General features: G+C 62.6%; 23 protein-coding genes and 1 tRNA gene. 9 read left to right on the forward strand and 15 right to left on the reverse strand.

Annotated elements, in window-relative coordinates; genetic code table 11:
- Position 1: 1 nt before the first annotated feature.
- The 3 genes from IG197_RS20900 to IG197_RS20910 are packed head-to-tail and all read left to right on the forward strand — an operon-like array spanning position 2 to position 3,944.
- On the forward strand, positions 2-1,507 hold the full coding sequence (locus tag IG197_RS20900) for a GMC oxidoreductase (RefSeq protein WP_192314762.1): 1,506 nt from the start codon (positions 2-4) through the stop codon (positions 1,505-1,507).
- Positions 1,504-2,280 (forward strand): 3-ketoacyl-ACP reductase, encoded by a 777-nt coding sequence (locus IG197_RS20905; protein ID WP_192314765.1) that lies wholly within the window; start codon positions 1,504-1,506, stop codon positions 2,278-2,280. The genes IG197_RS20900 and IG197_RS20905 overlap by 4 nt, the downstream gene beginning before the upstream one ends.
- A gap of 8 nt (positions 2,281-2,288) precedes the next feature.
- Positions 2,289-3,944, forward strand: a complete 1,656-nt coding sequence (locus tag IG197_RS20910; RefSeq protein WP_192314767.1) for a GMC family oxidoreductase — start codon at positions 2,289-2,291, stop codon at positions 3,942-3,944.
- Between the two features lie 54 nt (positions 3,945-3,998).
- Here the strand turns inward: IG197_RS20910 and IG197_RS20915 are convergent, their stop codons facing one another.
- The 8 genes from IG197_RS20915 to IG197_RS20950 form a co-directional block, all read right to left on the reverse strand.
- Positions 3,999-5,321, reverse strand: a complete 1,323-nt coding sequence (locus tag IG197_RS20915) for a Mur ligase family protein (RefSeq protein ID WP_192314769.1) — start codon at positions 5,319-5,321, stop codon at positions 3,999-4,001.
- 64 nt (positions 5,322-5,385) lie between these two features.
- The gene (locus IG197_RS20920) at positions 5,386-6,300 is read right to left on the reverse strand and encodes a glycosyltransferase family 32 protein (protein ID WP_246765207.1); all 915 of its coding nucleotides are present in this window, start codon (positions 6,298-6,300) and stop codon (positions 5,386-5,388) included.
- Positions 6,301-6,349: 49 nt separating this feature from the next.
- A complete protein-coding gene (locus IG197_RS20925; protein WP_192314771.1) occupies positions 6,350-7,312 on the reverse strand; it encodes an ABC transporter ATP-binding protein in 963 nt (320 codons plus the stop codon).
- Positions 7,309-8,508, reverse strand: a complete 1,200-nt coding sequence (locus tag IG197_RS20930; RefSeq protein ID WP_154386964.1) for an amidohydrolase family protein — start codon at positions 8,506-8,508, stop codon at positions 7,309-7,311. The genes IG197_RS20925 and IG197_RS20930 overlap by 4 nt, the downstream gene beginning before the upstream one ends.
- 18 nt (positions 8,509-8,526) lie before the next feature.
- Complete coding sequence (locus IG197_RS20935) at positions 8,527-9,450, reverse strand: ABC transporter permease (protein ID WP_182575406.1); 924 nt, start codon at positions 9,448-9,450, stop codon at positions 8,527-8,529.
- Positions 9,447-10,412, reverse strand: coding sequence for an ABC transporter permease (locus IG197_RS20940; protein WP_192314773.1), 966 nt, complete (start codon positions 10,410-10,412; stop codon positions 9,447-9,449). Before IG197_RS20940 ends, IG197_RS20935 begins: the two co-directional genes overlap by 4 nt.
- Positions 10,413-10,472: 60 nt before the next feature.
- Entirely contained in the window at positions 10,473-12,038 is a 1,566-nt protein-coding gene (locus IG197_RS20945) for an ABC transporter substrate-binding protein (protein WP_192314775.1), read from the reverse strand.
- A gap of 470 nt (positions 12,039-12,508) precedes the next feature.
- The gene (locus IG197_RS20950; RefSeq protein ID WP_192314777.1) at positions 12,509-13,522 is read right to left on the reverse strand and encodes an ABC transporter ATP-binding protein; all 1,014 of its coding nucleotides are present in this window, start codon (positions 13,520-13,522) and stop codon (positions 12,509-12,511) included.
- 132 nt (positions 13,523-13,654) lie between these two features.
- Between IG197_RS20950 and IG197_RS20955 the strand changes: the two genes are divergently transcribed.
- Positions 13,655-14,395: a GntR family transcriptional regulator gene (locus tag IG197_RS20955; protein WP_067958309.1), complete on the forward strand. Its 741-nt coding sequence runs from the start codon at positions 13,655-13,657 to the stop codon at positions 14,393-14,395.
- Here the strand turns inward: IG197_RS20955 and IG197_RS20960 are convergent.
- The 3 genes from IG197_RS20960 to IG197_RS20970 all read right to left on the reverse strand — a co-directional run bounded on the left by IG197_RS20960 (position 14,392) and on the right by IG197_RS20970 (position 16,824).
- A complete protein-coding gene (locus IG197_RS20960; protein ID WP_067958311.1) occupies positions 14,392-15,159 on the reverse strand; it encodes an aspartate/glutamate racemase family protein in 768 nt (255 codons plus the stop codon). The two genes, IG197_RS20955 and IG197_RS20960, sit on opposite strands and share 4 nt — an antisense overlap.
- A 360-nt stretch (positions 15,160-15,519) precedes the next feature.
- Positions 15,520-15,771 (reverse strand): hypothetical protein, encoded by a 252-nt coding sequence (locus IG197_RS20965; protein ID WP_192314779.1) that lies wholly within the window; start codon positions 15,769-15,771, stop codon positions 15,520-15,522.
- A gap of 102 nt (positions 15,772-15,873) precedes the next feature.
- On the reverse strand, positions 15,874-16,824 hold the full coding sequence (locus tag IG197_RS20970) for an AraC family transcriptional regulator (RefSeq protein WP_246765208.1): 951 nt from the start codon (positions 16,822-16,824) through the stop codon (positions 15,874-15,876).
- Between the two features lie 247 nt (positions 16,825-17,071).
- On the opposite strand from IG197_RS20970, the gene IG197_RS20975 reads away from it, so the two are divergent.
- Both IG197_RS20975 and IG197_RS20980 read left to right on the forward strand, forming a co-directional pair.
- On the forward strand, positions 17,072-17,524 hold the full coding sequence (locus tag IG197_RS20975; RefSeq protein WP_067958320.1) for a cupin domain-containing protein: 453 nt from the start codon (positions 17,072-17,074) through the stop codon (positions 17,522-17,524).
- A 108-nt stretch (positions 17,525-17,632) separates the two neighbouring features.
- Positions 17,633-19,120, forward strand: coding sequence for an NAD(P)/FAD-dependent oxidoreductase (locus IG197_RS20980; RefSeq protein ID WP_192314783.1), 1,488 nt, complete (start codon positions 17,633-17,635; stop codon positions 19,118-19,120).
- 83 nt (positions 19,121-19,203) lie between these two features.
- On the opposite strand, the gene IG197_RS20985 is transcribed toward IG197_RS20980, so the two are convergent.
- Both IG197_RS20985 and cpdR read right to left on the reverse strand, forming a co-directional pair.
- Positions 19,204-19,278: transfer RNA gene (locus tag IG197_RS20985), tRNA-Val, on the reverse strand.
- A gap of 126 nt (positions 19,279-19,404) precedes the next feature.
- Positions 19,405-19,767 (reverse strand): cell cycle two-component system response regulator CpdR, encoded by a 363-nt coding sequence (cpdR, locus tag IG197_RS20990; RefSeq protein WP_018429348.1) that lies wholly within the window; start codon positions 19,765-19,767, stop codon positions 19,405-19,407.
- 228 nt (positions 19,768-19,995) lie between these two features.
- On the opposite strand from cpdR, the gene IG197_RS20995 reads away from it, so the two are divergent.
- Positions 19,996-20,886, forward strand: coding sequence for an N-formylglutamate amidohydrolase (locus IG197_RS20995; protein WP_192314785.1), 891 nt, complete (start codon positions 19,996-19,998; stop codon positions 20,884-20,886).
- A gap of 225 nt (positions 20,887-21,111) precedes the next feature.
- The gene (gene hisN / locus IG197_RS21000; RefSeq protein ID WP_192319899.1) at positions 21,112-21,882 is read left to right on the forward strand and encodes a histidinol-phosphatase; all 771 of its coding nucleotides are present in this window, start codon (positions 21,112-21,114) and stop codon (positions 21,880-21,882) included.
- Positions 21,883-21,888: 6 nt separating this feature from the next.
- Here hisN and IG197_RS21005 read toward each other — a convergent pair whose 3' ends face one another.
- Entirely contained in the window at positions 21,889-22,848 is a 960-nt protein-coding gene (locus IG197_RS21005; RefSeq protein ID WP_192314788.1) for an alpha/beta fold hydrolase, read from the reverse strand.
- Positions 22,849-23,312: 464 nt separating this feature from the next.
- Here IG197_RS21005 and IG197_RS21010 point away from each other — a divergent pair, with 464 nt between their 5' ends.
- Positions 23,313-23,780 carry an Hsp20 family protein gene (locus IG197_RS21010; RefSeq protein WP_154386971.1) on the forward strand — a complete coding sequence of 156 codons (468 nt, stop codon included), beginning with the start codon at positions 23,313-23,315 and terminating at the stop codon, positions 23,778-23,780.
- A 73-nt stretch (positions 23,781-23,853) separates the two neighbouring features.
- On the opposite strand, the gene IG197_RS21015 is transcribed toward IG197_RS21010, so the two are convergent.
- Positions 23,854-24,903 (reverse strand): low specificity L-threonine aldolase, encoded by a 1,050-nt coding sequence (locus IG197_RS21015; RefSeq protein WP_192314791.1) that lies wholly within the window; start codon positions 24,901-24,903, stop codon positions 23,854-23,856.
- Positions 24,904-25,092 lie beyond the last annotated feature (189 nt).

Genomic DNA, 25,092 nt, shown 5'->3' on the forward strand with positions numbered 1-25,092 from the left:
CATGTCCGGACAGCCTGACATCGTCATCATCGGCTCGGGTGTCGGCGGCGCCACTGTTGCTGCAGGGCTCGCCGCGGCCGGCGCGGAGATTCTCGTGCTCGAGGCTGGTGGCCATATCGCCGACCGGCCGGAGAACCGCGACCAGCGCGCCATCTTCCAGCGCGGGCATTTCCGCCCTGACGAGACCTGGTATGAGGCCGACGGTACCGGCTTCAATCCGGGCAACTATTACAATGTCGGCGGCAATTCGAAGTTCTACGGCGCCGTGCTGACACGCTACCGCCGCGAGGACTTTGACGAGATGCAGCATCTCGACGGTGTGTCGCCGGCATGGCCGATTGCCTATGAAGACCTGGAGCCGTGGTACGGCAGGGCCGAAGAGCTTTATCAGGTGCGCGGTACGCTCGGCGAAGACCCGACAGAGCCCGTGCATTCGCAGCCCTATGGCTTGAAGCCCGTTGCCGACGAGCCCGCGATCTCGAAGGTGCGGGCACGCCTCAAGGCCAACGGCATGCATCCCTTTTCGCTGCCGCTCGGTGTCGATATCGAGCGCTGGCTGGCCAAGGGCAAGACGCCGTGGGATGCGCATCCCAACAGCTTCGACGGCAAGATGGATGCCGAGACGACGGCGCTGGCCGCGGCGCTGAAGCATGAGAACGTCAAGCTGCAGACCGGCTCGCGTGTGACGCGTCTGGAGGCGGCCGCCGACGGGCGGATCGTTGCGGTTCATTACCTGCGCAATGGCGAGGCAACAGTGCTGCGACCGAAGCTGGTGATCCTGTCGGCAGGGGCTGTGCAATCGGCGGTGCTTCTGCTGCGCTCGGCCAACGACAGCAACCCCAGCGGCCTCGCCAACCGCTCCGATCAGGTCGGCCGCAACTTCATGAACCACAATTCGACGGCTGTCATCGCCATGAGCCCCTGGTTCCGCAACGACTCGGTTTACCAGAAGACCTTCGGCTTCAACGATTTTTATCTCTCCGACGGCGAGGGCGGGCCGCCACTGGGCAACGTCCAGCTGCTCGGGCGCATCTCGGGTACCATCCTGAAGGGCGCGATGCCCGCCGTGCCGGAGTGGCTGTTGAATCTGACAACGGCGCATTCGATCGACTTCTACGCCATGAGCGAGGACCTGCCGTCGCCGGAAAGCCGGGTCATGGTCGATGGCGACCGCATCGTGCTGAAATGGGTGCGCAGCAACTGGCAGGCGCATGAGCGGCTGGTGGCCAAGCTCAAGCAGGTGCTGCGCAGCGCAGGTTTCCCGGTCGTCGTCTCACGCGCCTTCGACAAGCGCACGCCGTCGCACCAGTGCGGCACGGTAAGGATAGGCAGCGACCCCAAGGACGCCCCGCTCGACGTCTTCTGCCGCGCCTTCGACCATCCGAACCTGTTCGTGGTCGATGCGAGCTTCCTGCCGACATCGGCGGCGGTCAATCCGGCGCTGACGATCGCGGCGCAGGCGCTGCGGGTTGCCGACCACATCGCTGAAAAGGATCTGGCGGCATGAAAGTGGCGGCAAAACCGGTGGCACTGGTGACCGGCGCGCGGCGCGGCATCGGCCTTGCCGTTGCCGAAGCGCTTGCCAGGGCGGGCTTCGACCTCGCCATCACCGATCGCGAGAATGACGTTGCCTCGGCAGAGGCGGTATCGGGGCTGGAGAAACACGGTGCGCGCGTGCTGTTCCTCGCCTCCGACCTTGCCGACCTCGACGGCCATGCCGGCACGGTCGACAGGATCGTCGGGCATTTCGGGCAGATCGACTGCCTGGTCAACAATGCCGGTGTCGCGTCCAGGGTGCGCGGCGATTTCCTGGAGATGACGCCCGAGAATTTCAACGCCATCATGGCGGTCAATCTGCGCGGCACGGTGTTCTTCACCCAGGCGGTGCTGCGGGCCATGCTCATCGCACCACCGACATTGCATCCGCGCTCGGTGATCAACATCACCTCGATCTCGGCCGAGATGACGTCGCCCGACAGGCTCGACTACTGCATGTCGAAGGCCGGGCTTGCCGCCTTCACCCAAGGGCTGACGCTGCGGCTCGCCGGCACCGGCATCGACGTGTTCGAAATCCGGCCCGGAATCATCCGCTCCGAAATGACGGCGAAAGTCTCGGAGAAATACGACCGGCTGATCGCTGACGGCCTCGTGCCGGTCAAACGCTGGGGCGAGCCGAACGACATCGGCCGCATCGCGGCGGCACTCGCCAGCGGCGGCTTCGGCTTTGCCACCGGCTCCATCATCAGGGCTGACGGTGCGCTGTCGGTCGCGCGACTTTGAGATCAGAGATGACTTACGACTACATCATCACAGGTGCGGGTCCAGCCGGTTGCGTGCTGGCCAACCGGTTGAGCGAAGATTCCGATGTGCGCGTACTGTTACTTGAGGCTGGCGGCGGCGACTGGAACCCGCTGTTCCACATGCCGGCGGGCTTTGCCAAGATGACCAAGGGCGTGGCGAGCTGGGGCTGGGAAACCGTGCCGCAGAAGCACATGAAAGGCCGCGTCTTGCGCTACACCCAGGCCAAGGTGATCGGCGGCGGCTCCAGCATCAACGCCCAGCTCTACACGCGCGGCAACGCCGCAGACTATGATCTGTGGGCAAGCGAGGACGGCTGTACCGGCTGGGACTACCGCTCGGTGTTGCCCTATTTCAAGCGCTCGGAAGACAACCAGCGTTTCGCCGACGATTATCATGGCTATGGCGGGCCGCTCGGCGTGTCGATGCCGTCGGCTGCCCTGCCGATCTGCGATGCCTATATCCGCGCCGGCCAGGAGCTCGGCATTCCCTACAATCACGACTTCAATGGCAAACAGCAGGCCGGCGTCGGCTTCTATCAATTGACCCAGCGCAACAAGCGGCGCTCGTCGGCCTCGATGGCCTATCTCGCCCCGATCAAGGACAGGCGCAACCTGACCGTCCGGCTGGGCGCGCGGGTGACGCGCATCGTGGTCGAAAAGGGCAGGGCTGTCGGTGTCGAGGTCGCCAGCGGCAATGGCACCGAAATCATCCGCGCGGAGCGGGAGGTGCTTGTGTCCTCGGGCGCTATCGGTTCGCCCAAGCTTCTGCTGCAGTCGGGCATCGGCCCGGCCGATCACCTGAAGAGCGTCGGCGTGCCTGTCGTCCACGACCTCAAGGGTGTCGGCGAAAACATGCAGGACCATCTCGACCTGTTCGTCATTTCCGAATGTACCGGCGATCACACTTACGACAACGTCGCCAAGCTGCATCGGACGCTGTGGGCAGGACTGCAATATGTGCTGTTCCGCACCGGGCCGGTGACGTCGAGCCTCTTTGAAACGGGTGGCTTCTGGTACGCCGATCCCGACGCGCGTTCGCCGGACATCCAGTTCCATCTCGGCCTTGGTTCGGGCATCGAGGCCGGCGTCGCCAGGCTCAAGAATGCGGGTGTGACGCTCAACTCCGCCTATCTGCATCCGCGCTCGCGCGGCACGGTGCGGCTCGCGTCCAGCGACCCGGCGGCGGCTCCGCTGATCGACCCCAATTACTGGGCCGATCCGCACGACCGCAAGATGTCGATCGAAGGTCTCAGGGTTGCACGCGAGATCATGCAGCAGGCAGCGCTCAAGCCGTTCGTGCTGGCCGAGCGGCTGCCCGGACCGGACAAGGTGTCCGAGGAACAGCTGTTCGACTATGGCTGCGCCAACGCCAAGACGGACCATCACCCTGTCGGCACCTGCAAGATGGGCACCGACGATATGGCTGTCGTCGACCTCGAGCTCAAGGTACATGGCATGGAGGGCTTGCGTGTCTGCGACAGCTCGGTCATGCCGCGCGTGCCCTCCTGCAACACCAATGGCCCGACTGTCATGATGGGTGAGAAAGGCGCCGACATCATCCGCAACCGCGACCCGCTGCCACCGGCGATTTTCACATATGAGCGCAACGACACCCGACCACGGGCCAGGGCCGAGATAAGCTAGTTTCACCCGGAGGGCCAGGCCTCGCCCGTCACTCCTGCTCGAGGGGGCATGCCCTCAGTCCGTGGATTGGCTGCCTTTGTTCCGCATGGCCCGCGAACGAGCTTTCCGGGCTTTGCGATGATCGTGGTAGGGAACCTCGACCATTCCGCATTGCAGACAGTCGATGTACTTGCCGCAATTGGTTTCCCAGCACTGGACATCGTGTGTCCAACTGAGCGCGATCCGTTCAAGATGCTGGGTCTGTGACCCCTTCAGAAGGATCAGTTCGTTCGGCCGCGAGGTTGCCTTGACATAGTCAGATGCCTCCTTTGGCAAGAGGAAGTCGATGAACTTGCCGCTGTTCCTGTCCTCTGCGGTAGGGCGGGCGCGATGGCCGTTTTCGCCGACGAAGATGAACTGGTCCGAACATTGGTAGGCGAGGTCGTATGCAAGTGCGGTGCCCTTCCTCGGGCCACCGGTATAGTCGGAGATAAAGCCGATCACTGCGCGCTTGTTGGCTGGCTGGGCATTGCGGAGAATGGCGATGGCGGCCGGAATGCTGTCGTTGGGCGCCTTCACCGTATCGACGATGAAGGCGGGGCCTCCGGCGGTGGCGAGGATGCCGCAGCGGTTCCATGGGGCTGCAAAGCCGGCAATGCGAGATGCCGCCAAGGCTGGTGGCACGCCGAGTTCGACAGCGGCGGCGAAAGCGCCTAGGGTCGCGATCCAGAACTCCTCTCCTACAAAAGCCGTCTGCAGTTCGAAGCTTCCTTTCCGGCAGGACACCGTCACTTTGAGGCGTCGTGGGAAAGCAGCCTCGGCAGCGTCCAGTCTATAGTCGGCGCCTTTCGACCGGCCGAAGGTGACGATCCGGGCCTGAGTACGCTTTGCCATTGCCATGACATGCGGATCGTCCGCATTGAGGACAGCCAGCCCCGATGGTGACAAGGCCGCGACAAGCTCTCCCTTTTCCTGAGCCACGGCGTCCTTGCCGCGAAAGGCCGAATAATGCTCCAGGCCGACCTTGGTGATGATGGCGACGTCAGGGCGGAGGAGGTGAGCCATCGGCGTGATCGAGCCTTTGACGGTGGCACCAACCTCGGCGACGACATAGTCCGCCTGCGATGGCGCGTGGCACAACGTTCTTGCCAACTGCGGGATCGTGTTCTCGTAGACTTGGGCGTATACGCTGCCCTGGCCCTCCAGAATGTGCGCAAGCAGGGCGGTGGTCGTTGATTTCGCCGAACTGCCCGTTATGCCGATGTGCAGCGCCTTGGAGCGGCCACGTCTCAGTTGCGCCAGCTTCAACCGGAGGCCATTGCCGAGGCGAGCGATGATGGCCCGTGGCCCATGCTTTCGGCGGAAGGACCGGGTGGCATTCCTGAACGCCTGATACATCAATGCCCCTCTCCAGCGGGCGCTCGATCCGCGCCACGTAGTTCCACGGCACGCTGCGCGCTCATTATGCCGCCTTCTTCTTCTTGATCGCTCTCAATCGCTTACGCGCAATCGAAGCATAGATACGCCGCCGGTATTCGAGCATGTTGGAAAAGATCGAGCTGAATCGATAGGCGCCAGTCGTTTCTCCGAACATCTGGTGTGCATAGATCTTGCCGGTCCCGGAGTATTTTCGCCCGATGAAATGCTCGGGAATGAGGATATGAGAGGGCCAGATGACGATATCCGGACGGTGCGTTTCGATCAGCTCGGCAATGAACAGATTGCCCGTCGTCCTCCAGGGTTGGTCCAGTTCGGCCGGGGGTGTCTTTTCCAGTATGGAGAGGATCAGGTCCAGGAATGGATGGCCCGGCGCAGCCGCAACGATCGGGGCAACCAACTGGCCGCGCAGGAATTCGTTTTCGTAGACAGTGTAGAGGCTTCCACCGTCATCGAACAATTCATCGACCGGGTGGACGCAAATGCTGTCCGCTCCGGCCATGTAGCCGCCCTGGGCGTACAGGATTTCGAAGCGCAGCAGGTCTGCGGCACCGGCATAAGCGCCGCGCTTCATGTACTCGTCGATCTGGGCGCGAGTCCTGAACATGCCGTTACGGAGGAAGTCATTGTCGTAGAGCGTGTATTCCCAGTCCGGGTGTCGCTCGATCCAGCTCTGCATCCACTGCGACGGCTGCTGCTTCGGGCCTATCCAGATATGACCGAGCTTCCTGGGAATTTTCATGGGGTGCGAAGCTCCATAGGCCCAAGACAGGTGCCCGGCATGCGGCCGTCCAGCAGAGCCGTGGCGAGCAACCAGAAGGCGAAGCGCGGCTTTGGTGAACACTTTCTGGCGTGTGATGAGAGGCTCGTCAACCGAAAGGTCGAGCCCTTCTTTGCCGACCGCCCGAATGAACGGCCGGCGCATGCCGAAGGTTGGCAACCTTTCGGATCTAATGTGCGGGAACTGGCCTTGCGTTGTGCCTTGCTGCTCAGTCTTGAATGGCGTGGCAGGCGACGTTGGCGCCGGCTGCCGAGTGCCTTAGTTCCGGCCGTTCCTTCTTGCAGACGTCCATCGCCAGCGGGCAGCGCGGGTGGAAGGTACAGCCGCTGGGCGGGTTGAGCGGGCTCGGAATGTCGCCGCCCAAGGGCGCGCGGTCGCGCTTCGGCGCTTCGAGGTCGGGCACGGTTTCGAGCAGCAGCCTGGTGTAGGGGTGTTGCGGGTTTTCGAGGATGATTTCGCCCGGTCCTTCCTCGACGAGGCGGCCGAGATACATCACACCGATGCGGTCGGTGAGGAAACGCACGACCGACAGATTGTGGCTGATGAACAGATAGGTCAGCCCTAGTTTCTGCTGCAGCTCCTTGAGCAGGTTGAGCACCTGTGCCTGCACAGACACGTCGAGGGCGGATGTCGGTTCGTCGAGCAAAAGCAGCTCGGCCTCGGCGGCAAGCGCGCGGGCGATCGAGATGCGCTGGCGCTGGCCGCCGGAGAATTCGTGCGGATATTTGTCGGCGTCGCTGGGTGCCAGGCCTACGGTGACCAGCAGCTCGCCGATGCGCTTGCGGCGCTCAATGCGGCCAAGCTTTCGCGCCATGGGCTCGGCAATGCTCTGGCCGATGCGCCAGCGTGGATTGAGGCTGCCGACCGGATCCTGGAACACCATCTGCAAGCGCACACGCTCGCCGCTGTCCTTGCGGATCTCGACGGCGCCTACGGTCGGCCTTTCCAGTCCGGCGACGAGGCGTGCGACGGTGGACTTGCCGCAGCCGGATTCGCCAACCAGCGAGAAGGTCGTGCCGGGGCGAATGGCGAAGCTGACGCCGTCGACGGCCTTGACGCTGCGACGCGGGGCGCCGGTTGCCAGGCGTTGCAGGAAGGGTGCGGAGACGTCGAAGGTGCGGCCGAGATTGGCGACCTTGAGCAAGGGCTGTTCGGTGACGATTGCGTTCATGCGCCGCCACCATCGATCCAACTGCCGTCGCGGGCGACGATACGGCCGCGCTTGACCACCAGTGCGCGCTTCGGCCGGTCGACGACGATCTGGGCCTGGTTTTCACCTTCGATCAGCACGAGGCTGCCGTCGCAGCCGACATCCAGCCCATGGCCGGCGAGATCGAGCAGGTCGGCGCCGCGCTTCGTACCCATGTCGAGGGCAGCCGTCAGCTCGGCGTCGGTGCGGCAGTTGCTGCGCCAGGACAACAGCCAGCAGCGCTCCAGCATGTCGCCATTGCCATGCGGGTTCCAGGTGTCGCGCAACGAATCCGACGCCACAGCACAACGCACGCCATAGTCGGCAAGCTCGAACATCGGCGGGAAGGGGATGTCGCCGGGCACCGCCGAGATGATGCCGATGCCGGCCTCGGCGAGCAGGTCCATCATGCGGGCGAGCTCGTCGCGCGATGCTGTGCCGAGACAGAATGCATGGCTGACGATGACCTTGTCCTGCATGCCAAGCGCCTTGGCGCGCTCGGCGATCAGGCCGAGTTCGTAGAGGCCGAGCTCGCCGCGCTCATGCAGGTGGATGTCGATCTTGGCCTGCTTGCGGTGGGCGATGCCAAAAATGGTGTCGAGATGGCCCTTCGCGTCGCCGTCGACGCTGGCCGGGTCGATGCCGCCGATTACAGAGGCGCCTTCGTCAAGGGCTGCTTCCATAAGCTCTGCCGTACCCGGCTCGATCAGCATGCCGAGTTGCGGGAAGGCGACGATCTCGAGGTCGACGGCGTGCTTGGTCTTTTCCCATGCGGCGAGCACGCCATGCAGATTGTCGAGCTTGTATTCGGGCGAGATGTCGACATGGCTGCGAATGTGGGTCGAGCCGTTGGCGACGCACTGGCGCATCAGATTGCCGGCGCGCTCGGCGACAGACCAGGGCAAGCTGCGGCGGATCTCGACCTCGTTGTCGATCATGGCGCGGAGTGAATCCGGCACATTGATGCTGTGCCAGGGCAGGCCCCACAGGATCTTGTCGAGATGGACATGCGCCTCGACGAAGGGGGCAATGGCGATCGCGCCCTTGCCGTCAACGACCGTGATGCCGTCAGGGCCCGTCACATTGCTGCCAATCGCCGCGATGCGGCCGTTCTCGATCAGGATGTTGCCCGCGCTCCCGGCATCGGGGCGGACATTGGTGAGCAGAAGGTTGGTCATGATTGCTGTTCCGTGGTCTTAGCGAAGGCGAGGATTGAGGACGTCTCGAAGCCAGTCGCCGACGATGTTGACGGCCAGCACCAGAAGCACGAGTGCGGCGCCGGGGAACAGCGAGATCCACCATTCGCCCGACAGCAGCAGGTCGTTGCCGGCGCGGATCAGGGTTCCGAGCGAGGGCTGCGACGGCGGCATGCCGAGGCCGAGGAAGGACAAGATCGCTTCGGTGAGGATGGCGACGCCGAGGCCGAGCGTTGCCAGCACCAGCACCGGGCCGATGGTGTTGGGCAGGATGTGGGCAAGCAGGATACGGACGTTGCCGACCTCGCTGATGCGGGCTGCGGCGACATAGTCCTTGCGGCGCTCGATCATGGTGGCGGCGCGCACGGTGCGGGCGAACTGCACCCAGTCGGCGACGCCGATCGCCAGGATGACGACGTAGAAACGCATCTCCTCGCGCATGCCGATCGGCATGACGATCTTGGCGACGCCGTCGATGAAAAAGGCGATCATGATGGTCGGGAAGCTGAGCTGGATGTCGCCGAGCCGCATGATGACCGTGTCGACCCAGCCGCCGAGATAGCCGGCGATCAAGCCGAGTGCGACGCCGATGGTCATCGAGAAGGCGACGGCGGCGATGCCGACCAGGATCGACACGCGCATACCGTAGAAGATGGTGGAGAGGATGTCGCGGCCCTGCTCGTCGGTGCCTAGCAGGTAGGTCGAGCTGCCGCCGTCGATCCATGCCGGCGGCAGGCGGGCGTCCATGATGTTGAGCGTGGCCGGATCGAACGGATTGTGAGGCGCAATCAGGCTTGCGGCGGCGGCACAGAACACCAGCGCGATCAGCGCGACAGCGGCGAAGATGACCGGCGGCGAGTTCCTGAAACGCCAGGCCAGTTCGCTGTTGCCAAAGGCTTTCAGTCGGAGGACGAGCTGGCTCATTTTGCGCGCAACCTTGGATCAACGGCGAGATAGATAAGGTCGACGACCAGGTTGATCGTGACGAAACTGAAACCGACGAAGGCGAGATAGGCGGCCATGACGGGGAAGTCGGCGAATTCGATGGCCTGCAGGATCAGCATGCCCATGCCGGGCCACTGGAAGACCGCCTCGACGACGATGGCGAAGGCGATCAGCGAGCCGATCTGCAGGCCAGTGATGGTAATGACCGGCAACAGGCTGTTGCGCAGCGCATGCGTCAGATAGACGGCGCGGTCAGACAGGCCGCGGGCGCGGGCGAACTTGACGAAATCCGTGCGTACCACCTCAAGCATTTCGCCGCGCACAAGCCGCATGATCATCGACACCTGGAACACTGCGAGCGTGATGGTCGGCATGATCAGAGCCTTGATGCCTGATGTGGTGAGCAGGCCAGTCGTCCACCAACCCAGCGTCACGACCTCGCCGCGGCCGAAGGCCGAGAGCCAGCGCAGTTCGACGGAGAACACCAGGATCAGAAGCATGCCGATCAGGAACTGCGGCATGGAGATGCCGAGCAGCGACCCAAACTGCAGGCTGCGGCTCAACAGGCCACGTGGCTTGAGCGCCGTATAGACGCCCATCGGGATACCCATGGCAAGGGCAATGACGGTCGCGCACATGACAAGCTCCAGCGTCGCCGGCAGGCGGGCCAGGATCAGGTCGACCACCGGCTGGCGGTTGCGATAGGAGATGCCGAAATCGCCGACCACGGCACGTTCGACGAAGCGCCAGAACTGGACGAAAGTCGACTGGTCGAGACCAAGGGCGACACGCAGGTCCTCGCGCTGGGCAAGCGTGGCGTTGACGCCGAGGATGTTGTTCACCGGGTCGCCGAGGAAATTGAAGATCGAGAACGAAAGCGCCGACACGACCAGCATCACGAGGATGACGCTGGTCAGTCGCGTGGCGAGCAAGGAAATCATCTCAGCCTCTGAAATGGAGAAGAGGCCGGGCGCGCGTGGCGCCCAGCCTCCGATCAATCGTCAGTCCATCGTGTAGTACCAGAACCGCGTGTATTCGTCGGCTGGTACGATGGCGTGGACCTTGTCGCTCATACCCCAGGTCAGGAACTGCTGGTGCAGCATGATCTTGCCGACCTCGTCGCGGTGCAGCTTCATCACCTCGGAGATCATCTCCTGGCGCTTCTCGGTGTCGTATTCGGTGCCGATCTGCGGGATCAGCTCGTCGACGCGGGCGTTGGAATAGCCTTTCGGGTTCCAGGCGCCGAGGTCGCCGGTGGGTGTGTGGAAGGTCGCCGAGATGATGTTGTAGGCGTCCAGCGTCGGCAGGCCGGCCCAGCCGAGCATGTAGAAAGAGTATTTGCCGGCGGGCAGCTCGGTGTCGAACTGCACAGGCGGGTGCATCGTCAGCTGCGCCTTGATGCCGACCTTGGCGAGCATGCCGACAGTTGCCTGGCAGATCTGCTCGTCATTGATGAACGAACCGGCCGGGCAATCCATCGGCAAGGTGAAGCCGTCGGCATAACCCGCTTCCTTGAGCAGTGCCTTCGACGCCTCGATATCAAAGGGGAAGCGGACGTCGAGGCTGGCGTCGTAGAAGGGCAACTGCGGCGCCATCATGATCGCCGAGGGGCGGCTGTTGTCGCGCATGATCGAGCGTTTGATGCCGTCGATGTCGATGGCCTGGTAGATCGCCTTGCGGACGCGTACGTCGGCGAGCGGGTTGGAATCGAGGCCGGGCAAGGTCTTGGACTGCTGGTCCATGCCGTAAAAGATGTTGCGCAGATGTGGCGCGCGCATGATCTGCATTCCGGGTGTTCCCTCGATGCGCGCGACGTCCTGCGGCGGCGCGTTGCGGATGAAGTCGACCTCGCCGGAGAGCAGGGCCGCGACGCGCGTGGCATTGTTGGCGATTGGCGTGTAGACGATCTCGTCGATGTTGTGCTCGCGCTTGTCCCACCATTTTTCGTTGGCAACGAAGACGGTCTTCACGTCGGGCTCGCGGCTGGCGACCTTGAACGGTCCGGTGCCGATCCCTTGCGTGATCATCGCGCCGCCGGTGTTGGTCGACAGGTCGAGCGGCTTCTGGGCGCCGATCGATTCCTGGAATTCCTTGTCGAGGATGTACCAGCCGGCGAAATCGTTGAGCAGCAGCGCGTATTTGCGCTTGAGCGTGATGTCGATGGTGTGGTCGTCGACCTTGGCGATCCCGGCGATCGGCTCGAGCAGGCCGGCGAAGGGCGAGCCCGGCGAACCGGCACGCTCATAGGAGAAGATCACGTCGTCGGCGGTGAACGGGTTGCCGTTGTGGAACTCCACGCCCTTGCGCAGGTGGACGCGCCACTGAGTGTCGGACAGCGTTTCCCAGCTTTCGGCCAGGGCCGGCTCGATCTTGAGCTCCTTGTTCCAGCGGACAAGGCCTTCATAGACGTTGCCGATCAGGCTGAGCGTGAAATCCTCACGCGCCGCGTGAGGGTCCATCGAACTGATTTCCTGCGATTCAGCGAACCGCAGCGTCTTGGCTTCAGCCGCGCTGACGGCGAGGCCGGCGCAGGAGGCGAGGAGAAGGAGTTTCAGATAACGGTTCATCGGCTGTTCCCACACAGTTCTTGATTGTTGGACTTGTCTTGTCTCGTTCGGGCGTCGGCATGCCGATGGCCAGGGTGTCGAGCATGCCGAAAGCCGCCGCATCCATCGGGTTCGAGAACTGGTTCAACAAGGCTGTGTGGCCGGCGTGACAGGAACGAAACCGCGATCCTCTCATCCCCCGAGGTTCGGGGAATGCCCATTTCGATCCGTTCTGATCTCGAGCACTTGTCACTTGGAGCCTAGCCTGTTGAGAGCCGACAGGAGGGATGATTTCACATCGAATACGCTTCGTCTACAGTGTTGTATGCGTAAAATGGCATCAATTGTATACAAACAATGCCTGAAATTTGAGCTGTTTGGCAGGGGCATGGGCGTGGCGAAACCAGCGCCGTCGCAACGGGCGACGCTATCGAAATCGAAGGCCATGTTCAGACCGCGGCAGCGCCATCCTTGGGGCGGCTGTTCTGCCGTCAGAGCGTCGTGCCGCCCTGGTGGATGAAACAGGCGGCGGCTGTGCCGCCGGCATCGGCGAGCCGGGGCAGTTCGCTGCGGCAGCGGTCTCCGGCCTTGCGGCAGCGCGGATTGAAGGCGCAGCCTTCCGGCCAGCTGCCCAGGCGCGGCATCGAGCCATCGATCTGGGCAAGCCGGTCGGCCTTGCGATTGAGCGACGGGATCGAGCCCATCAACCCGGCAGTATAGGGGTGGCGTGGCCGGTGGATGACCTCGTCGACCGGTCCGATCTCGACGACGCGGCCGGCATACATCACCGCGACCCGGTCGGCGGTCTCGGCGATGACACCCATGTCGTGGGTGACAAGCATGATCGCGGTGCCACGGGTCGCCGCAAGCCGCTTCAACAGCCCGATGATCTGGGCCTGGACCGAAACGTCGAGTGCCGTCGTCGGCTCGTCGGCAATGATCAGCTCCGGCTCGCCGGCAAGCGCCAGTGCTATGACGATGCGTTGGCGCATGCCGCCCGAGAACTGGTGCGGATACTGGCTGAAGCGGTTTTCCGGATCGGCGATGCCGACCTCGCGCAGCAGCTGCAGCGCCTTGGTGCGTGCGGTCTCGGCATTGCCCGGATGATGCGCGCGGATGGTTTCTGTCAACTGGCGCCCGACGGTGAACAACGGGTCGAGGCTGGTCAGCGGGTCCTGGAAAATCGCGCCGATGTGGCGGCCTCGCAGCTTACGCTGTTCGGCCTGGGGCAGGTCGTCGATGCGCTGGCCGGAGAGATGGACGGTGCCGCCCGAGATGCGCCCGGGCGGCTGCAGCAGCCCGATCAGGGCGCTTCCGGTTAGCGACTTGCCGGCGCCGGATTCGCCGACGACGCCGAGGATTTCGCCCTGGCCGATGCTGAAGGAAACGTCGTCGACGGCGACGAGCGAGCGTTGGCGCAGCGGAAACTCGATGCGCAGATTGTGTACATCGAGGACGGCGGCAGCTTGCGCCGCCGCTCCCGGATCAAAGGCCAGTCCAGTCATGGGAGCACCGCCATGCGTTCAAGGGTTGTGCCAAGGGAAAAGGCATGTTCCAAGCAGCAACTGTAGAGGATAGAATACATACCAATTCCTCCTTATGCCCAATTCACCAGGCCAATTCACCAGGATCGTGACATGCTACGCGAGCCCCGCGCTTCGAAGACCGCCGTTTCGTCGAGCCAGAGCGGCAAGACCAAAAAGCGTGGCGGCCCGACCGACGAGCATATTCACGGCGAAATCTACGCGGCGATCATCAACCACCAGATCCGCCCGGCCACGCCCTTGCAGGAGGATGCGCTGGCGACTGCCTTCGGCGTCAGCCGCACCATCATCCGCAAAGTGCTGCAGCGGCTGTCGCACGAGAAGCTGGTCGACCTGATCCCCAACAAGGGCGCCTTCGTCGCCAAGCCTTCGATCGAGGAGGCGCGGCAGGTGTTCGAAGCCAGGCGCGGCGTGGAATGCATCCTCGCGGAAAAGCTCGCCTCGACGATCACCAGGGAAGACGTCGATCGGCTGACGGCCATGGTGAGCGCCGAGGCGGAGGCAGTCGAGCAAGACAGCAAACATAGGCGGCTGCAGCTCTCCGGGGATTTTCATCGTGAACTCGCTTCGCTTGCCGGAAACGAGGTGCTGCGTGACTTCGTGCACGAACTGGTGTCGCGCACGTCGCTGATCATCGCGCTGTACGAATCGCCGGGTGCGGTGCCGTGCTCGTACAGCGAGCACAAGGAGATCGTGGACGCCCTGAAGCGGCGGGACGGCAAGAAAGCTGCGCAGTACATGGACCACCATCTCCGTCATATCGAGGCTCAGATCGACCTGTCCGACCACCCCGTGCGCGTCGACTTCAAGACGCTGTTCAAACCGTTGGCCTAACTGACCTTTCTCGTCGTTCCGGCGTTTGCAAGGCGCGTTTCGGGTGCATAGCCGGCGAGCTTGCCGCGATAGGTCTTGGGCAGCGGATAGGCGAGATCGCCGCGCTTGGAGGTCTTCAGGCCCATGCCGACAATGGCCTCGGCAAATTTGACGCCGGCAACCACGCCGTCGATGACGGGAACCTGCAGCCGGTCTTCGAGATAATGCGCAAGATCAGCCATACCGGCGCAACCGAGCACGATTGCTTCGGAACGGTCTTCGGACAGCGCCCTCTCGCACTCGGCAAGGATGATCGCGCGGGCGTTCGATTCCGGCTTTTCCAGCTCCAGCACCGGAACGTCGGTGGCGCGCACGCGGCGGCAATGATGCTGCATGCCGTAGTTGCGGACCAGCTGTTCGGCGATGATGCGCGTGCGTTCGAGCGTCGTCACCACTGAAAAGCCGGTGGCGACGAAGCTTGCCGCGTGCATGGCGGCTTCTGCAATGCCGAACACCGGCGCGCCTGATATCTCGCGCGCCGCAAGCAGACCGGGATCGCCAAAACAGGCAATGATGTAGGCGTCGGCGGCCGGCCCATCCATGATCTCGTCGACAAGGCCGATGATGCTCATCGCTTCATCGTAGTGGCCTTCGATCGAGGCGGCGCCGGAGCGGGAGGTCACCGCCAGGATCTCGGTTGCCGGTGCTGCAACCGCCCGCGCCGCATCACCGATGAGATCGGTCATCGACTGGGTGGTGTTGGGATTGATGAGCTTAATTCTCATGCGATCCTCTGAAGCCGCTGGCCTCGCCGGGTGTCGGTAGTTCCCAGCCTAAAATTGTATACTATCATGTATTCGTATTGGATGTAATTTGCTGTTGTCAACACGGTATCCGGCGATTTTGCGGGATAGACGAATACGAGTGGCCGCCCGTCGCAGGACTGATGGCGGCGGGTTTGCGCACGGATGCCCGGGCTATCCTAGCTGGCAGCACAAGCATTTGAACGATTTGGGATTTTGCTGCGCTGCAACGGGCTGCAGCGTAAAGCCAATCATTGCGTGGTTTTCCGGGGCGGCTTGCGCCTCAGGAGGCTATGCTAATTGTATACATGTTGAGTGCCTCAGCTTCGGTCGAGAACAGACCTAGAAACCGCAGGCAAGGCATTCCTCGCCGTTCCTGTAGCGATATTCGGCTTTCCAATAGTGCGGGTCGTTGACCAAGGCATATTCCACATCGCCAGACATGGCGTATGTCTTCCTGAACGGACGCGCCAGCATGACGAACAGTCGACAGCCCGGCGGCCAGTCGCCGACCGAGAGAATACTGTTTCCCCTTGATAGCTCCGACATCAGGATCGCCTGCAAGGGCGACGCCATCCGGGGGAGGTCGGACATGGGTATGCTCCAGTGATTGTCGAGTGACTCGGGCGACGAACACCATCTGGCGGTTTTGCTTGTCGGGAAGGAGGGTAAAGCGTTGCGCCAAGCGCCTGCAAGCTATTGCGGCAGAGCGCTGGCTTTTCTCGTCTCGCGAGGGAGCTCGCCGAACTCGTGCCGGTACTCGGCGGCGAAGCGGCCGAAATGGGTGAAGCCCCACTTCAGCGCGACGTCGGTGACGCTGGCTTCGCCCGCCACGAGGTCGAAACGGGCACGGCGCATGCGTTCGCGGGTCAGGGCGCGGATGGGCGAGATGCCGAAGGCGTTGCGGTAAGCCAGTTGCAAGGTCCTGGGGGCTACGCCGGCGGCTTCGGCAATCTCATGCAGACCGATGGGTGCCGCGACATTGGTGCGGATGAATTCTTCTGCCCGCTTCAGGTGGCGGGGGGCTGCACCCGGCCTGTGCTCGTTGAAGAACAGGCTCATGTTGTTGGGCTGGTTGCGCAGGAACAGTTCGAGCAGGTGCTGCTCATGCAGAACGTTGTGCAGGCCCGGGCCGTGCAGCGGTTCCTTCGCATCGGCGGCATGGAACAGCGAATTGGCCAGGCGCCGCCACGCCAGCATCTCGGGTCTGGAAAAATCGATCAGCGGGTCGAAGATCAGCGGCCCCGAAATGTCACGGTCGAGCAAGCGCATGGCAAAGGCATGCAGCGGCGCCTTTCGCACCTGGACGAGCAACTGGGCGCAGCCCTGCCACCATTTCATCCTTGTCGCCAGGTCGGCGTTGAGGACGGAGGCGACGCTGCGGTCGGTCAGAAACTCGCGTGTGCCGTTGCGGACAGTGGCTGAACCGGAGATCGGCATCTGGATCAGGTAGAAGTCGCCGAGTTCGCCCGGATCGATCAGCACGTCGGCGCCATAGCTGATATAGTTCAGCGAGATCATCTCGCCGGGCGCATGATTGTGCGTGACGCGAAAAGCTGCCCTCTCACCGATGATGTCCAGTCGGTGATTGCAAAACTTCTGGGCGACCCGCTCCCTGGCGCAGTCGAGATCGTTCGACTGAAACAAGACATGGTCTGAAAGCGGTACCCTTCGGACGGACGCCTCTTCCATCAGCATTCGGGCAGACTAGCACCGATCCTCCAGCTGCCAATGAAAATGAGCGGCAGTAGGTCGCGCCGACAGCTTTTTTGCGCTTTCTGGATAGTCATCGCGCATTCCGGCTAGTGCTTTGGAGATACCCGCAGCAATCTCTGCGTGGAACAAATGAAAGGGTCGCCTCGGGTAGGCCCTTCGAAAGCAAAGGGAGCATCACATGAGCAATGAACTCGCCAAGGGCATCACGCGCCAGGGCACCGGCTATGCCGGCAAGACCTGGAATATCCTTGGACAGGTCTATTTCCCGAAGGCGGTGTGCGACGCCACCTTCGCCTTCGAGACCAACAGCGAGCCGGGCCAGTTCGTGCCCGTGCACATCCATCCGAACCAGGAGGAGTTCATCCTGGTCCAGGAAGGCGAGCTCGACCTCAAGCTCGACGGCGAATGGGTCAAGGCCAAGGCGGGCGATCTTGTGCGCATGCCCAGGGGCATTCCGCACGGCTACTTCAACAAGTCCGACAAGCCGACCAAGGCCCTGTTCTGGGTGTCGCCGGCCGGCATGCTGGAAGAACTGTTCAACCGGCTCGACAACCTCGCCGACCCGGCCGAGGTGGTGAAGGTCTCGGCCCAGCACGAGGTCAATTTCCTGCCGCCCGAAGCCAACGACTAGGCTGTCAGCTTCCAACGGGAATCTGCCTGGCGCGCGCGACACGGGTCGCGTGCGAAGGCCGGCTCGCGTCCTGCGAACCCTGCATCCTGGCACACAAGGAACAGCAAGATGGTCGAGAAGAAGAAAGTCTGCGTCATCGGCGCCGGCGTCAGCGGGCTTGCGGCAGCACACGCCTTCAGGCAGCGCGGGCATGACGTCGAAATCGTCGAGCGCGGTTACGACCTGGGCGGGGTCTGGGAGCCGTCGCGATCCTATCCCGAGGTGCAGACGCAAAGCCCGAAGGATCTCTATCGCTACACCTCGATGCCGATGCCGGAGAACTATCCGGAATGGCCGAAGGGCACGCAGGTCCACGCCTATCTCAAGAGTTACGCCGAGCAGAACGGGCTCGTGCCGCTGATCCGCTACGGCACCAAGGTTGTTTCCATGCAGCGACGCAATGGCGCCAAAGGCTGGACCGTCGAACTGGAAACTGGCGACGGCACGACGACCACTGGGGATTTTGATTTCGTCGCCGTCTGCACAGGTAATTTCAGCGAGAAACGCGAACTGGTGCATCCAGGCCAGGACACGTTCGTCGCGGCCGGCGGCCAAGTGCTGCACTCGTCCGAATACACCGATCCGGCGACGGTGCGGGGCAAGCGGGTCGTGGTGCTCGGCTTCTCCAAGTCGGCGACAGACATCGCCGTCAACGCCGTCAATTCGGGTGCAGCCGCCGTCACCATCGTCTATCTCGAGCCGGTCTGGCGTATTCCCTACTTCATCGGCGGCCTGATCAACTTCAAGCGCATCCTCTATGTCCGTGCCCAGGAGGTGATGTTCCCGAGCTGGAACCAGCCTCTGCTGGCGCGACTGGCGCATGCCATGGCCAAGCCGCTCGTCTGGGCCAACTGGCGCGGGCTGGAAAGCCTGCTTTCGCTGCAGCTCAAGCTGAAGAAGACCGGCCTGAGGCCAAAAGTGCCGATCGAGACCAGCATCAACTGCTCGGTGCCGATCGTGACGCCGGGCTTCTTCGACATGGTCGCCGACGGACGCATAAAGGCAATCCAGGGCACTATTGCTGCTTATGACGAGGCCACGGTGATCCTGTCGGGCGGCGAGAGGGTCAAGGCCGACATGGCCATACTCGCCGTCGGCTGGAAATCCGGAGTGCCCTTCCTGCCGGAAGAACACCGGCGCAAGCTTGTCGAGCCAGACGGGCAGTACCGGCTTTATCGCGTCATCGCCAACCCCGATTTGCCCGACATGGGCTTCGTCGGCTTCAACTCGTCATTCTGCACTGTTCTGAGTGCTGAACTCGCCGCCAACTGGTTGGTGCGATATGCGGACGGCAAGCTGGGGCGTCAGCCGACGCACCAGGAGATGACCGACAACATCGAGATGATGCTGCGCTGGAAGCGCGACGAACGCCCTGCCGCCGGCGTCTATGGCGGCCTGTGCGTCGCGCCTTATCATTTCAAACATTTCGACGAACTGCTGGCTGACATCGGCGCAACCAAACGGCGGCGCAACGTCTTGGCCGAAAACTTCGCGCCGCCAAACGCCGATGCCTATGCGGGCTATCTCAACAGCGCGCCGGATTATCGGGCGGCGTAAAAGGGCGACGCAAACAACTGTGCCAAGTCCGGCTGTCCGTCGGGCGCTGGTCGATATTGCCAAGTGATATCAGGGAGTTCGGATGGTGGGCGTGACAGGGATTGAACCTGTGACCCCTGCAATGTCAATGCAGTGCTCTCCCGCTGAGCTACACGCCCATCCGATGGGGGCGGATACACCATTTTTGATCCGGCGCGTCAATAGCGTGTTTGGCGGAAAAACGCGCCGGATCATCAATTCCTTCAGCGGCGCGATCAATTCCCTTGGCGACGCTGGGGAAACGCTTAGGCGGCGTGGAGCATCTTCTCGACTTCGTTGACGAGATCGCGCAGATGGAAGGGCTTCGACAGCACTTTTGCGTCGCGTGGCGCCTTCGAATCAGGGTTCAGGGCGACTGCCGCAAAGCCGGTGATGAACATCACCTTGAGATCGGGGTCGATCTCGGTTGCGCGGCGCGCCAGTTCGATGCCGTCCATTTCCGGCATGACGATGTCGGTCAGAAGCAGCGAAAAGGGTTCCTCGCGCAGCCGCTCGTAAGCGCTCGCGCCATTGTCGAAGTCACTTACCTGGTAACCTGCGCGTTCCAGCGCCTTGACCAGGAAGCGACGCATATCGTCGTCGTCTTCTGCCAGAAGAATGCGTGCCATAAGTATCCCGTCCGAATCAGCGGTCGAAGCCGCCCCCCAGCAGGGGCTTCGTTAACCATCTTGTATATGAGTCCTGGACGGTAAACATCAAGTGAATGCCGTGTCAGCAGAGTGACGCAAAGGCATAATAAGAGCCGACTTTCCACCGCCTGAACGACTGGACACTGGCCGCCGCAGGTGGCACTTTCGATAGATGAGTGAGTGCATTTCGCAGGTCCATCACGAAAGATGACGCCAGCCGAAGATTTCGCCGAGCTGCCGCCGTTCGAAGTCCGGACGAGTGCCGAGCAGCGTGTGCCATTCGTGTTCAATTCGCCGCACAGCGGACGTTGTTATCCCGACCGGTTCCTCGCCATGTCCAGGCTCGATGCCGTCGCGATCAGGCGCTCGGAGGACTGCTATGTCGACGAGCTGTTCGGCGCGGCCGTCGCCTTGGGCGCGCCGATGCTGACCGCTCACTTCCCACGCGCCTATCTCGATGTGAACCGCGAGCCGTGGGAACTCGATCCCCGGATGTTCGCCGAGCCGGTGCCGCCTTTCGCCAATGTCCGCTCGGCGCGCGTCGCCGGAGGGCTGGGCACGGTGCCGAAGCTGGTGGGCGAGGGGCTGGATATCTATCCCGGCCGGCTGCCGCTGTCGGAGGCGATCGGGCGAATCGAATCCGTCTACAAGCCTTATCATGAGACGCTGAAGCGGCTGGTCACCCGGACCCATGCCCGGTTTGGCTATGCCGTGCTCGTCGACTGCCATTCGATGCCGGCGTCGGTCCGCCTCGGCGACAATGGCACACGGCCTGATTTCATCGTCGGTGACCGTTTCGGGACCTCTGCTGCATCTGCTCTGTCAGAGCGGGCAATCGGGCTGCTGGCGGCCATGGGCTATGCTGTGGCGCACAATAAACCTTACGCCGGCGGCTTTATCACCGAACACTACGGCCGCCCGGCCCGGAAGCTTCATGCGCTGCAGATCGAGATCAATCGCGGGCTCTATATGGACGAACGAACGTTCAAGAAATCCGCTGGATTTTATGCGCTTGCCGACGATCTGGCCCGGTTTTCCGGGGATCTCATGGCAATGCCAGACTATCATTTCCTCGACCTGCCATTGGCCGCAGAGTAGCCGCCTGAGGCCGGCGGTTAAAAAAAGACCGCTCCGGAGAGCGGTCGAAGTCTAGGGAGGAAACGCCCAAGGAGGGCATGGACAGGAGAACTGTCCGAAGTTGAGATTATTGTGCGCTGCACAAAAGTCAAGGCGCCTTTGGGCTTTTTAATTCACGGTGATGTGGTTATTGCCGAGCGGGGTCGTGGCGTGTCATTCACGCCACAGTTGGAGATGGGGTGATTGATGGTCGACGCCGGGTTCATGCGACGGATCGCAACTGCAGCAGCAGCCGAGACGCTGCCGCGTTTTCGCCGCCTCGAGGCGGTGGCAAACAAACTGGCCAGTGGTTTCGATCCGGTCACCGAGGCTGACCAGGAGGCCGAACGTGCCATTCGCGCGCTGATCAACGCTGAATTTCCCGATCATGGCATCCTCGGCGAGGAGCATGGCAGCGAAAACCTCGGCAACAGCCATGTCTGGGTGATCGACCCGATCGACGGCACGCGCGCCTTCATTTCCGGCCTGCCGGTGTGGGGCACCTTGGTCGGGCTAACCGTCGAGGGCGATGCGGTTGCCGGCCTGATGTCGCAGCCATTCACCGGCGAGCTGTTTTATGCCGACGGCAAGGGTTCGCATTACGAGGGCCCGGGCGGGCCGCGCAAGCTTGCCGTGCGCAAGACAACGTCGCTCGCCAATGCGACGATGTTCACGACCACGCCTGCCTTGTTCAAGGGCGAGATGCGCAAACGCTACGACCATCTGGAAACCCAGGTCCAACTCGCGCGCTACGGCACCGATTGCTACGCCTTCGCCATGGTTGCGGCGGGCCAGGTCGACATCGTCGTCGATCCGGGACTCAAGCCCTACGACATCGTGGCGCTGATCCCCATCATCGAGCAGGCCGGTGGCATCGTCACGACCTTCGAGGGCGGCCCGGCGGAAAATGGTGGCGACATCATCGCGGCGGCAACGCCCGAGCTGCATGCTGCGGCCCTGAAGGTGCTGATGGGCTGAAGCAGGCTATTCGACCATCACGGGCGTTCCCGGCACGAAAGCGCTGAACGCCGCGAGCAGTTGCTCGCGGTAGATGTCGACTTCTTGCAGGATCTCGTGGCGGGCGCCATCGATGGTCAGCATTGAGGCAACACGGCATCCGTGGACATATTGCTCGACGTCGCGCGTCGAGACCACCTGGTCGGCGCCGGCCGTGACAATCAGCATCGGCACCTTGAGCGAGGCTATGAAGGCTGGGTCGCGCACGGTTTCCGAGGCCGTCGCAGCCGCCCGCAGCCAGGCGATCGTCGGCCCGCCGACGGAGAGTTCGGGATAGGTCTCGTAGAGCAGGATGTTGCGGCGATAGCGACGTTCGTCGCTGGTCAGCTTGTTGACAGCAAAGGGCGTGCCTTCGCGCGGCCGCGGGCCCCAGGCGGCGTAGAGCCTGCCGAGGCCGATCCAGCACAGCAGCGTTGTGATGCGCCTGATCGCCGACATCGAGAACGGCGCGCCGACGACCGACAGGAACGGCGCCACCAGCACCATGCGCTGAACGCGGTTGATCATCGCCGGTGCGGCGAGAAGGGCGATCAAGGCACCGCTTGAATGGGCAAGGATGAAGAATGGGCCGCGGCAGTCGGGCAAGACGATCTGCTCGAAGAAGGCCTCGAGATCCCTGACATAGTGGTCGAATGTCTTGACGTGGCCGCGGTGACGGTCGCGCAGCAGCCGCTCGGATGCACCCTGGCCACGCCAGTCAAAGGTGGCGACGGCATGGCCGCGTACTGACAAATCGCGAATGGTCTCGAAATACTTCTCGATACACTCGTTGCGGCCCGGCAGCAGAATCACCGTGCCCTTGAACGGGTGCGAAGTCGCGGGAAACAAGCCATAACGCAACTGCTTGCCGTCATGCGCGTCGAAGTGGCCGACGGTTGCCCGCTCGGGTACCGGATTGCCGGGGATTTCGTGGAACACGTCCGTCATCAGCGCTCGGCTTGGCACTCGCTGCCGTGGGATCTGGCGATACGAGGGTGATAGAAAGCCGCACCGAGAAAATCAAAGGAAATCCGTGCTAAGCGGAAACGCCAATCGGAATCGAATGAGGCCGAAGGCAGCTTGCGGGTTGCCTTCGGCCTCTGTCGTTCCGGGAGGAAGGGACGTTGCAACCCGGTTCGGCTTCGTCGGCGGCATTCTGTGGTGCCGCCTGTTCTTGAACTTGGGTGCACTCTAGGCCAGCCGACCTGAACGGATACCGAAGGGGCGGTTCATCTTCGGTTCATCCTGGCGGCGGTGAAAAAGCTCTCGCAAAGATGTCTTGAAATGGCTTTGGGCGCCCCCCAAATGTCTCCTGCGGCGCCCAATATCGGGGCCGCTGATCACCGCCGGGACGCCAGAATGGGTTTCGGCACAGGTCATGCGCAAACCTTGTTGCTCACTGGAGAACACCCATGCGTCACGTTGATTTTTCCTCGCTCCACCGCTCGACGGTCGGCTTCGACCGTCTGTTCAACATGCTTGATGGCCTTGGCCAGCCTGACGGCGGCACCACCTATCCGCCCTACAACATCGAGCGCACCGGCGAGGACGCCTACCGCATCAGCATGGCGGTCGCAGGCTTCTCGGAAACCGAGATTTCGATCGAAGCCCATCGCAATGTGCTGACGGTCAAGGGCGAGCGCGCCAATGAAAGCGCCGGCGAAGGTTCGGAGCTGCTCTATCGCGGCATCGCCTCGCGTGCCTTCGAGCGGCGCTTCCAGCTTGCCGACCATGTCGAGGTCGTCGGCGCGACCCTCAAGAACGGCCTGCTTCACATCGATCTCAAGCGCAACATTCCTGAAGAGCACAAGCCTCGCAAGATCGAGATCTCCGCTGCTCCAGCGAAGGCCAAGCAGATCGAGGCCAACACGGTCAACTAAGACTGCTCCTCCCAAGCAGCAAAGGCGGCGCCTCCAGCGCCGCCTTTTTGTTGTCCGCTATCCGTAACTGCGCCTAACGCAGCAGTTCGCTGAACCGGACGATGTCGTCTGAGGTGGTGGCGAAGGAGGTGACGAAGCGAAAGAGCGCCTCGTCATCGCTGATCTGCCCGGCGAGCGATGTCGGGGTCGGCCAGGTGTAGAAGGCGGCACCTGCCTCCTGGGCCTTTTCGGCAACATCCTTCCTGATGATGGCGAAGACCTCGTTGGCCTCAGGCTGCCAGCCGAGGCGCGCAACGGCCGAGCTTTCGAAAGCCTGGGCAAGACTCGCCGACATCGCATTGGCGTGACGCGCCGTTTCAAGCCACAGGCCGCCGTCGAAATAGGCGTCGAATTGCGCCGAGATGAAACGCGCTTTGGAGAACAGCTGGGCCGAACGCTTGCGCAGGAAGGCCATTTCCCTGGCGCGGTCGAGATCGAACATGACGATCGCCTCGGCGCACCAGCAGCCGTTCTTGGTGCCGCCGAAGGAGATGATGTCGACGCCGCGTTTCCAGGTCATTTCCGCCGGCGAGACGTCGAGAGACACCAGCGCATTGGCAAAGCGGGCGCCATCCATATGCAGCGGCACCGCATGCTTGCGGGCGACGGCGGAGACGGCCGCGATATGGTCGAGACGATAGATGGTGCCGACCTCGGTCGCCTGGGTGATGGAAATCGCAGCCGGGCGTCCGCCGTGGACGTTTTCGGAGGCGTAGCGGCTGATCGCTTGCTCAAGATTGCCGATGTCCATGCGCCCGAGCGTTCCATCAACCGGGTAGAGCCGCGAACCATGGGAAAAATACTCAGGCGCGCCGCATTCATCCTCGAGAATGTGCGCCTCGCGGTGGGCAAAGGAAATGCCACCGGGCTTGCCGTATGCGGCGAGCGACAGCGAATTGGCCGCGGTGCCTGTGGCGACGAAGAACACCGCCACCTCGCGCTCGAAAACTTCGGAGAACCGTGCATAGACCGCCTTGTCGAGCTCGCCGTCGCCATAGGCGCGGCTGAAGCCCGCAGCACTGGCATGCAGTCTCTCGGAAATCTTGGGGTGAGCGCCGGCCCAATTGTCTGATGCGAAGAACATTTTCGTCGGTCCGTAATATGGCTGCGGGAGACTGCGTGGCAGGGGGTAGGCGCGAGCTAGACCGGATTTGCCGATCTTCGGCAAGTGCGGGGTCCAGAAATCGATTGAGGCAGGAAAAGTGCTGTTTTGACCGGGTGTTCAAAAATTACGCCATGCGACGGTTTGACGTAATTTTCGGTCTTTGCAGAG

It is taken from the genome of Aminobacter sp. SR38 (genome assembly GCF_014843375.1).
GTDB lineage: Bacteria > Pseudomonadota > Alphaproteobacteria > Rhizobiales > Rhizobiaceae > Aminobacter > Aminobacter ciceronei.

Bases quoted from the DNA above. Each gene is read 5' to 3' on its own strand.
- IG197_RS20900 (WP_192314762.1), top strand. From the start codon at position 2: ATGTCCGGACAGCCTGACATCGTCATCATCGGCTCGGGTGTCGGCGGC.
- IG197_RS20905 (WP_192314765.1), top strand. From the start codon at position 1,504: ATGAAAGTGGCGGCAAAACCGGTGGCACTGGTGACCGGCGCGCGGCGC.
- IG197_RS20910 (WP_192314767.1), top strand. From the start codon at position 2,289: ATGACTTACGACTACATCATCACAGGTGCGGGTCCAGCCGGTTGCGTG.
- IG197_RS20915 (WP_192314769.1), bottom strand. From the start codon at position 5,321: ATGTATCAGGCGTTCAGGAATGCCACCCGGTCCTTCCGCCGAAAGCAT.
- IG197_RS20925 (WP_192314771.1), bottom strand. From the start codon at position 7,312: ATGAACGCAATCGTCACCGAACAGCCCTTGCTCAAGGTCGCCAATCTC.
- IG197_RS20930 (WP_154386964.1), bottom strand. From the start codon at position 8,508: ATGACCAACCTTCTGCTCACCAATGTCCGCCCCGATGCCGGGAGCGCG.
- IG197_RS20935 (WP_182575406.1), bottom strand. From the start codon at position 9,450: ATGAGCCAGCTCGTCCTCCGACTGAAAGCCTTTGGCAACAGCGAACTG.
- IG197_RS20940 (WP_192314773.1), bottom strand. From the start codon at position 10,412: ATGATTTCCTTGCTCGCCACGCGACTGACCAGCGTCATCCTCGTGATG.
- IG197_RS20945 (WP_192314775.1), bottom strand. From the start codon at position 12,038: ATGAACCGTTATCTGAAACTCCTTCTCCTCGCCTCCTGCGCCGGCCTC.
- IG197_RS20950 (WP_192314777.1), bottom strand. From the start codon at position 13,522: ATGACTGGACTGGCCTTTGATCCGGGAGCGGCGGCGCAAGCTGCCGCC.
- IG197_RS20955 (WP_067958309.1), top strand. From the start codon at position 13,655: ATGCTACGCGAGCCCCGCGCTTCGAAGACCGCCGTTTCGTCGAGCCAG.
- IG197_RS20960 (WP_067958311.1), bottom strand. From the start codon at position 15,159: ATGAGAATTAAGCTCATCAATCCCAACACCACCCAGTCGATGACCGAT.
- IG197_RS20965 (WP_192314779.1), bottom strand. From the start codon at position 15,771: ATGTCCGACCTCCCCCGGATGGCGTCGCCCTTGCAGGCGATCCTGATG.
- IG197_RS20975 (WP_067958320.1), top strand. From the start codon at position 17,072: ATGAGCAATGAACTCGCCAAGGGCATCACGCGCCAGGGCACCGGCTAT.
- IG197_RS20980 (WP_192314783.1), top strand. From the start codon at position 17,633: ATGGTCGAGAAGAAGAAAGTCTGCGTCATCGGCGCCGGCGTCAGCGGG.
- cpdR (WP_018429348.1), bottom strand. From the start codon at position 19,767: ATGGCACGCATTCTTCTGGCAGAAGACGACGACGATATGCGTCGCTTC.
- IG197_RS20995 (WP_192314785.1), top strand. From the start codon at position 19,996: ATGACGCCAGCCGAAGATTTCGCCGAGCTGCCGCCGTTCGAAGTCCGG.
- hisN (WP_192319899.1), top strand. From the start codon at position 21,112: ATGGTCGACGCCGGGTTCATGCGACGGATCGCAACTGCAGCAGCAGCC.
- IG197_RS21005 (WP_192314788.1), bottom strand. From the start codon at position 22,848: ATGACGGACGTGTTCCACGAAATCCCCGGCAATCCGGTACCCGAGCGG.
- IG197_RS21010 (WP_154386971.1), top strand. From the start codon at position 23,313: ATGCGTCACGTTGATTTTTCCTCGCTCCACCGCTCGACGGTCGGCTTC.
- IG197_RS21015 (WP_192314791.1), bottom strand. From the start codon at position 24,903: ATGTTCTTCGCATCAGACAATTGGGCCGGCGCTCACCCCAAGATTTCC.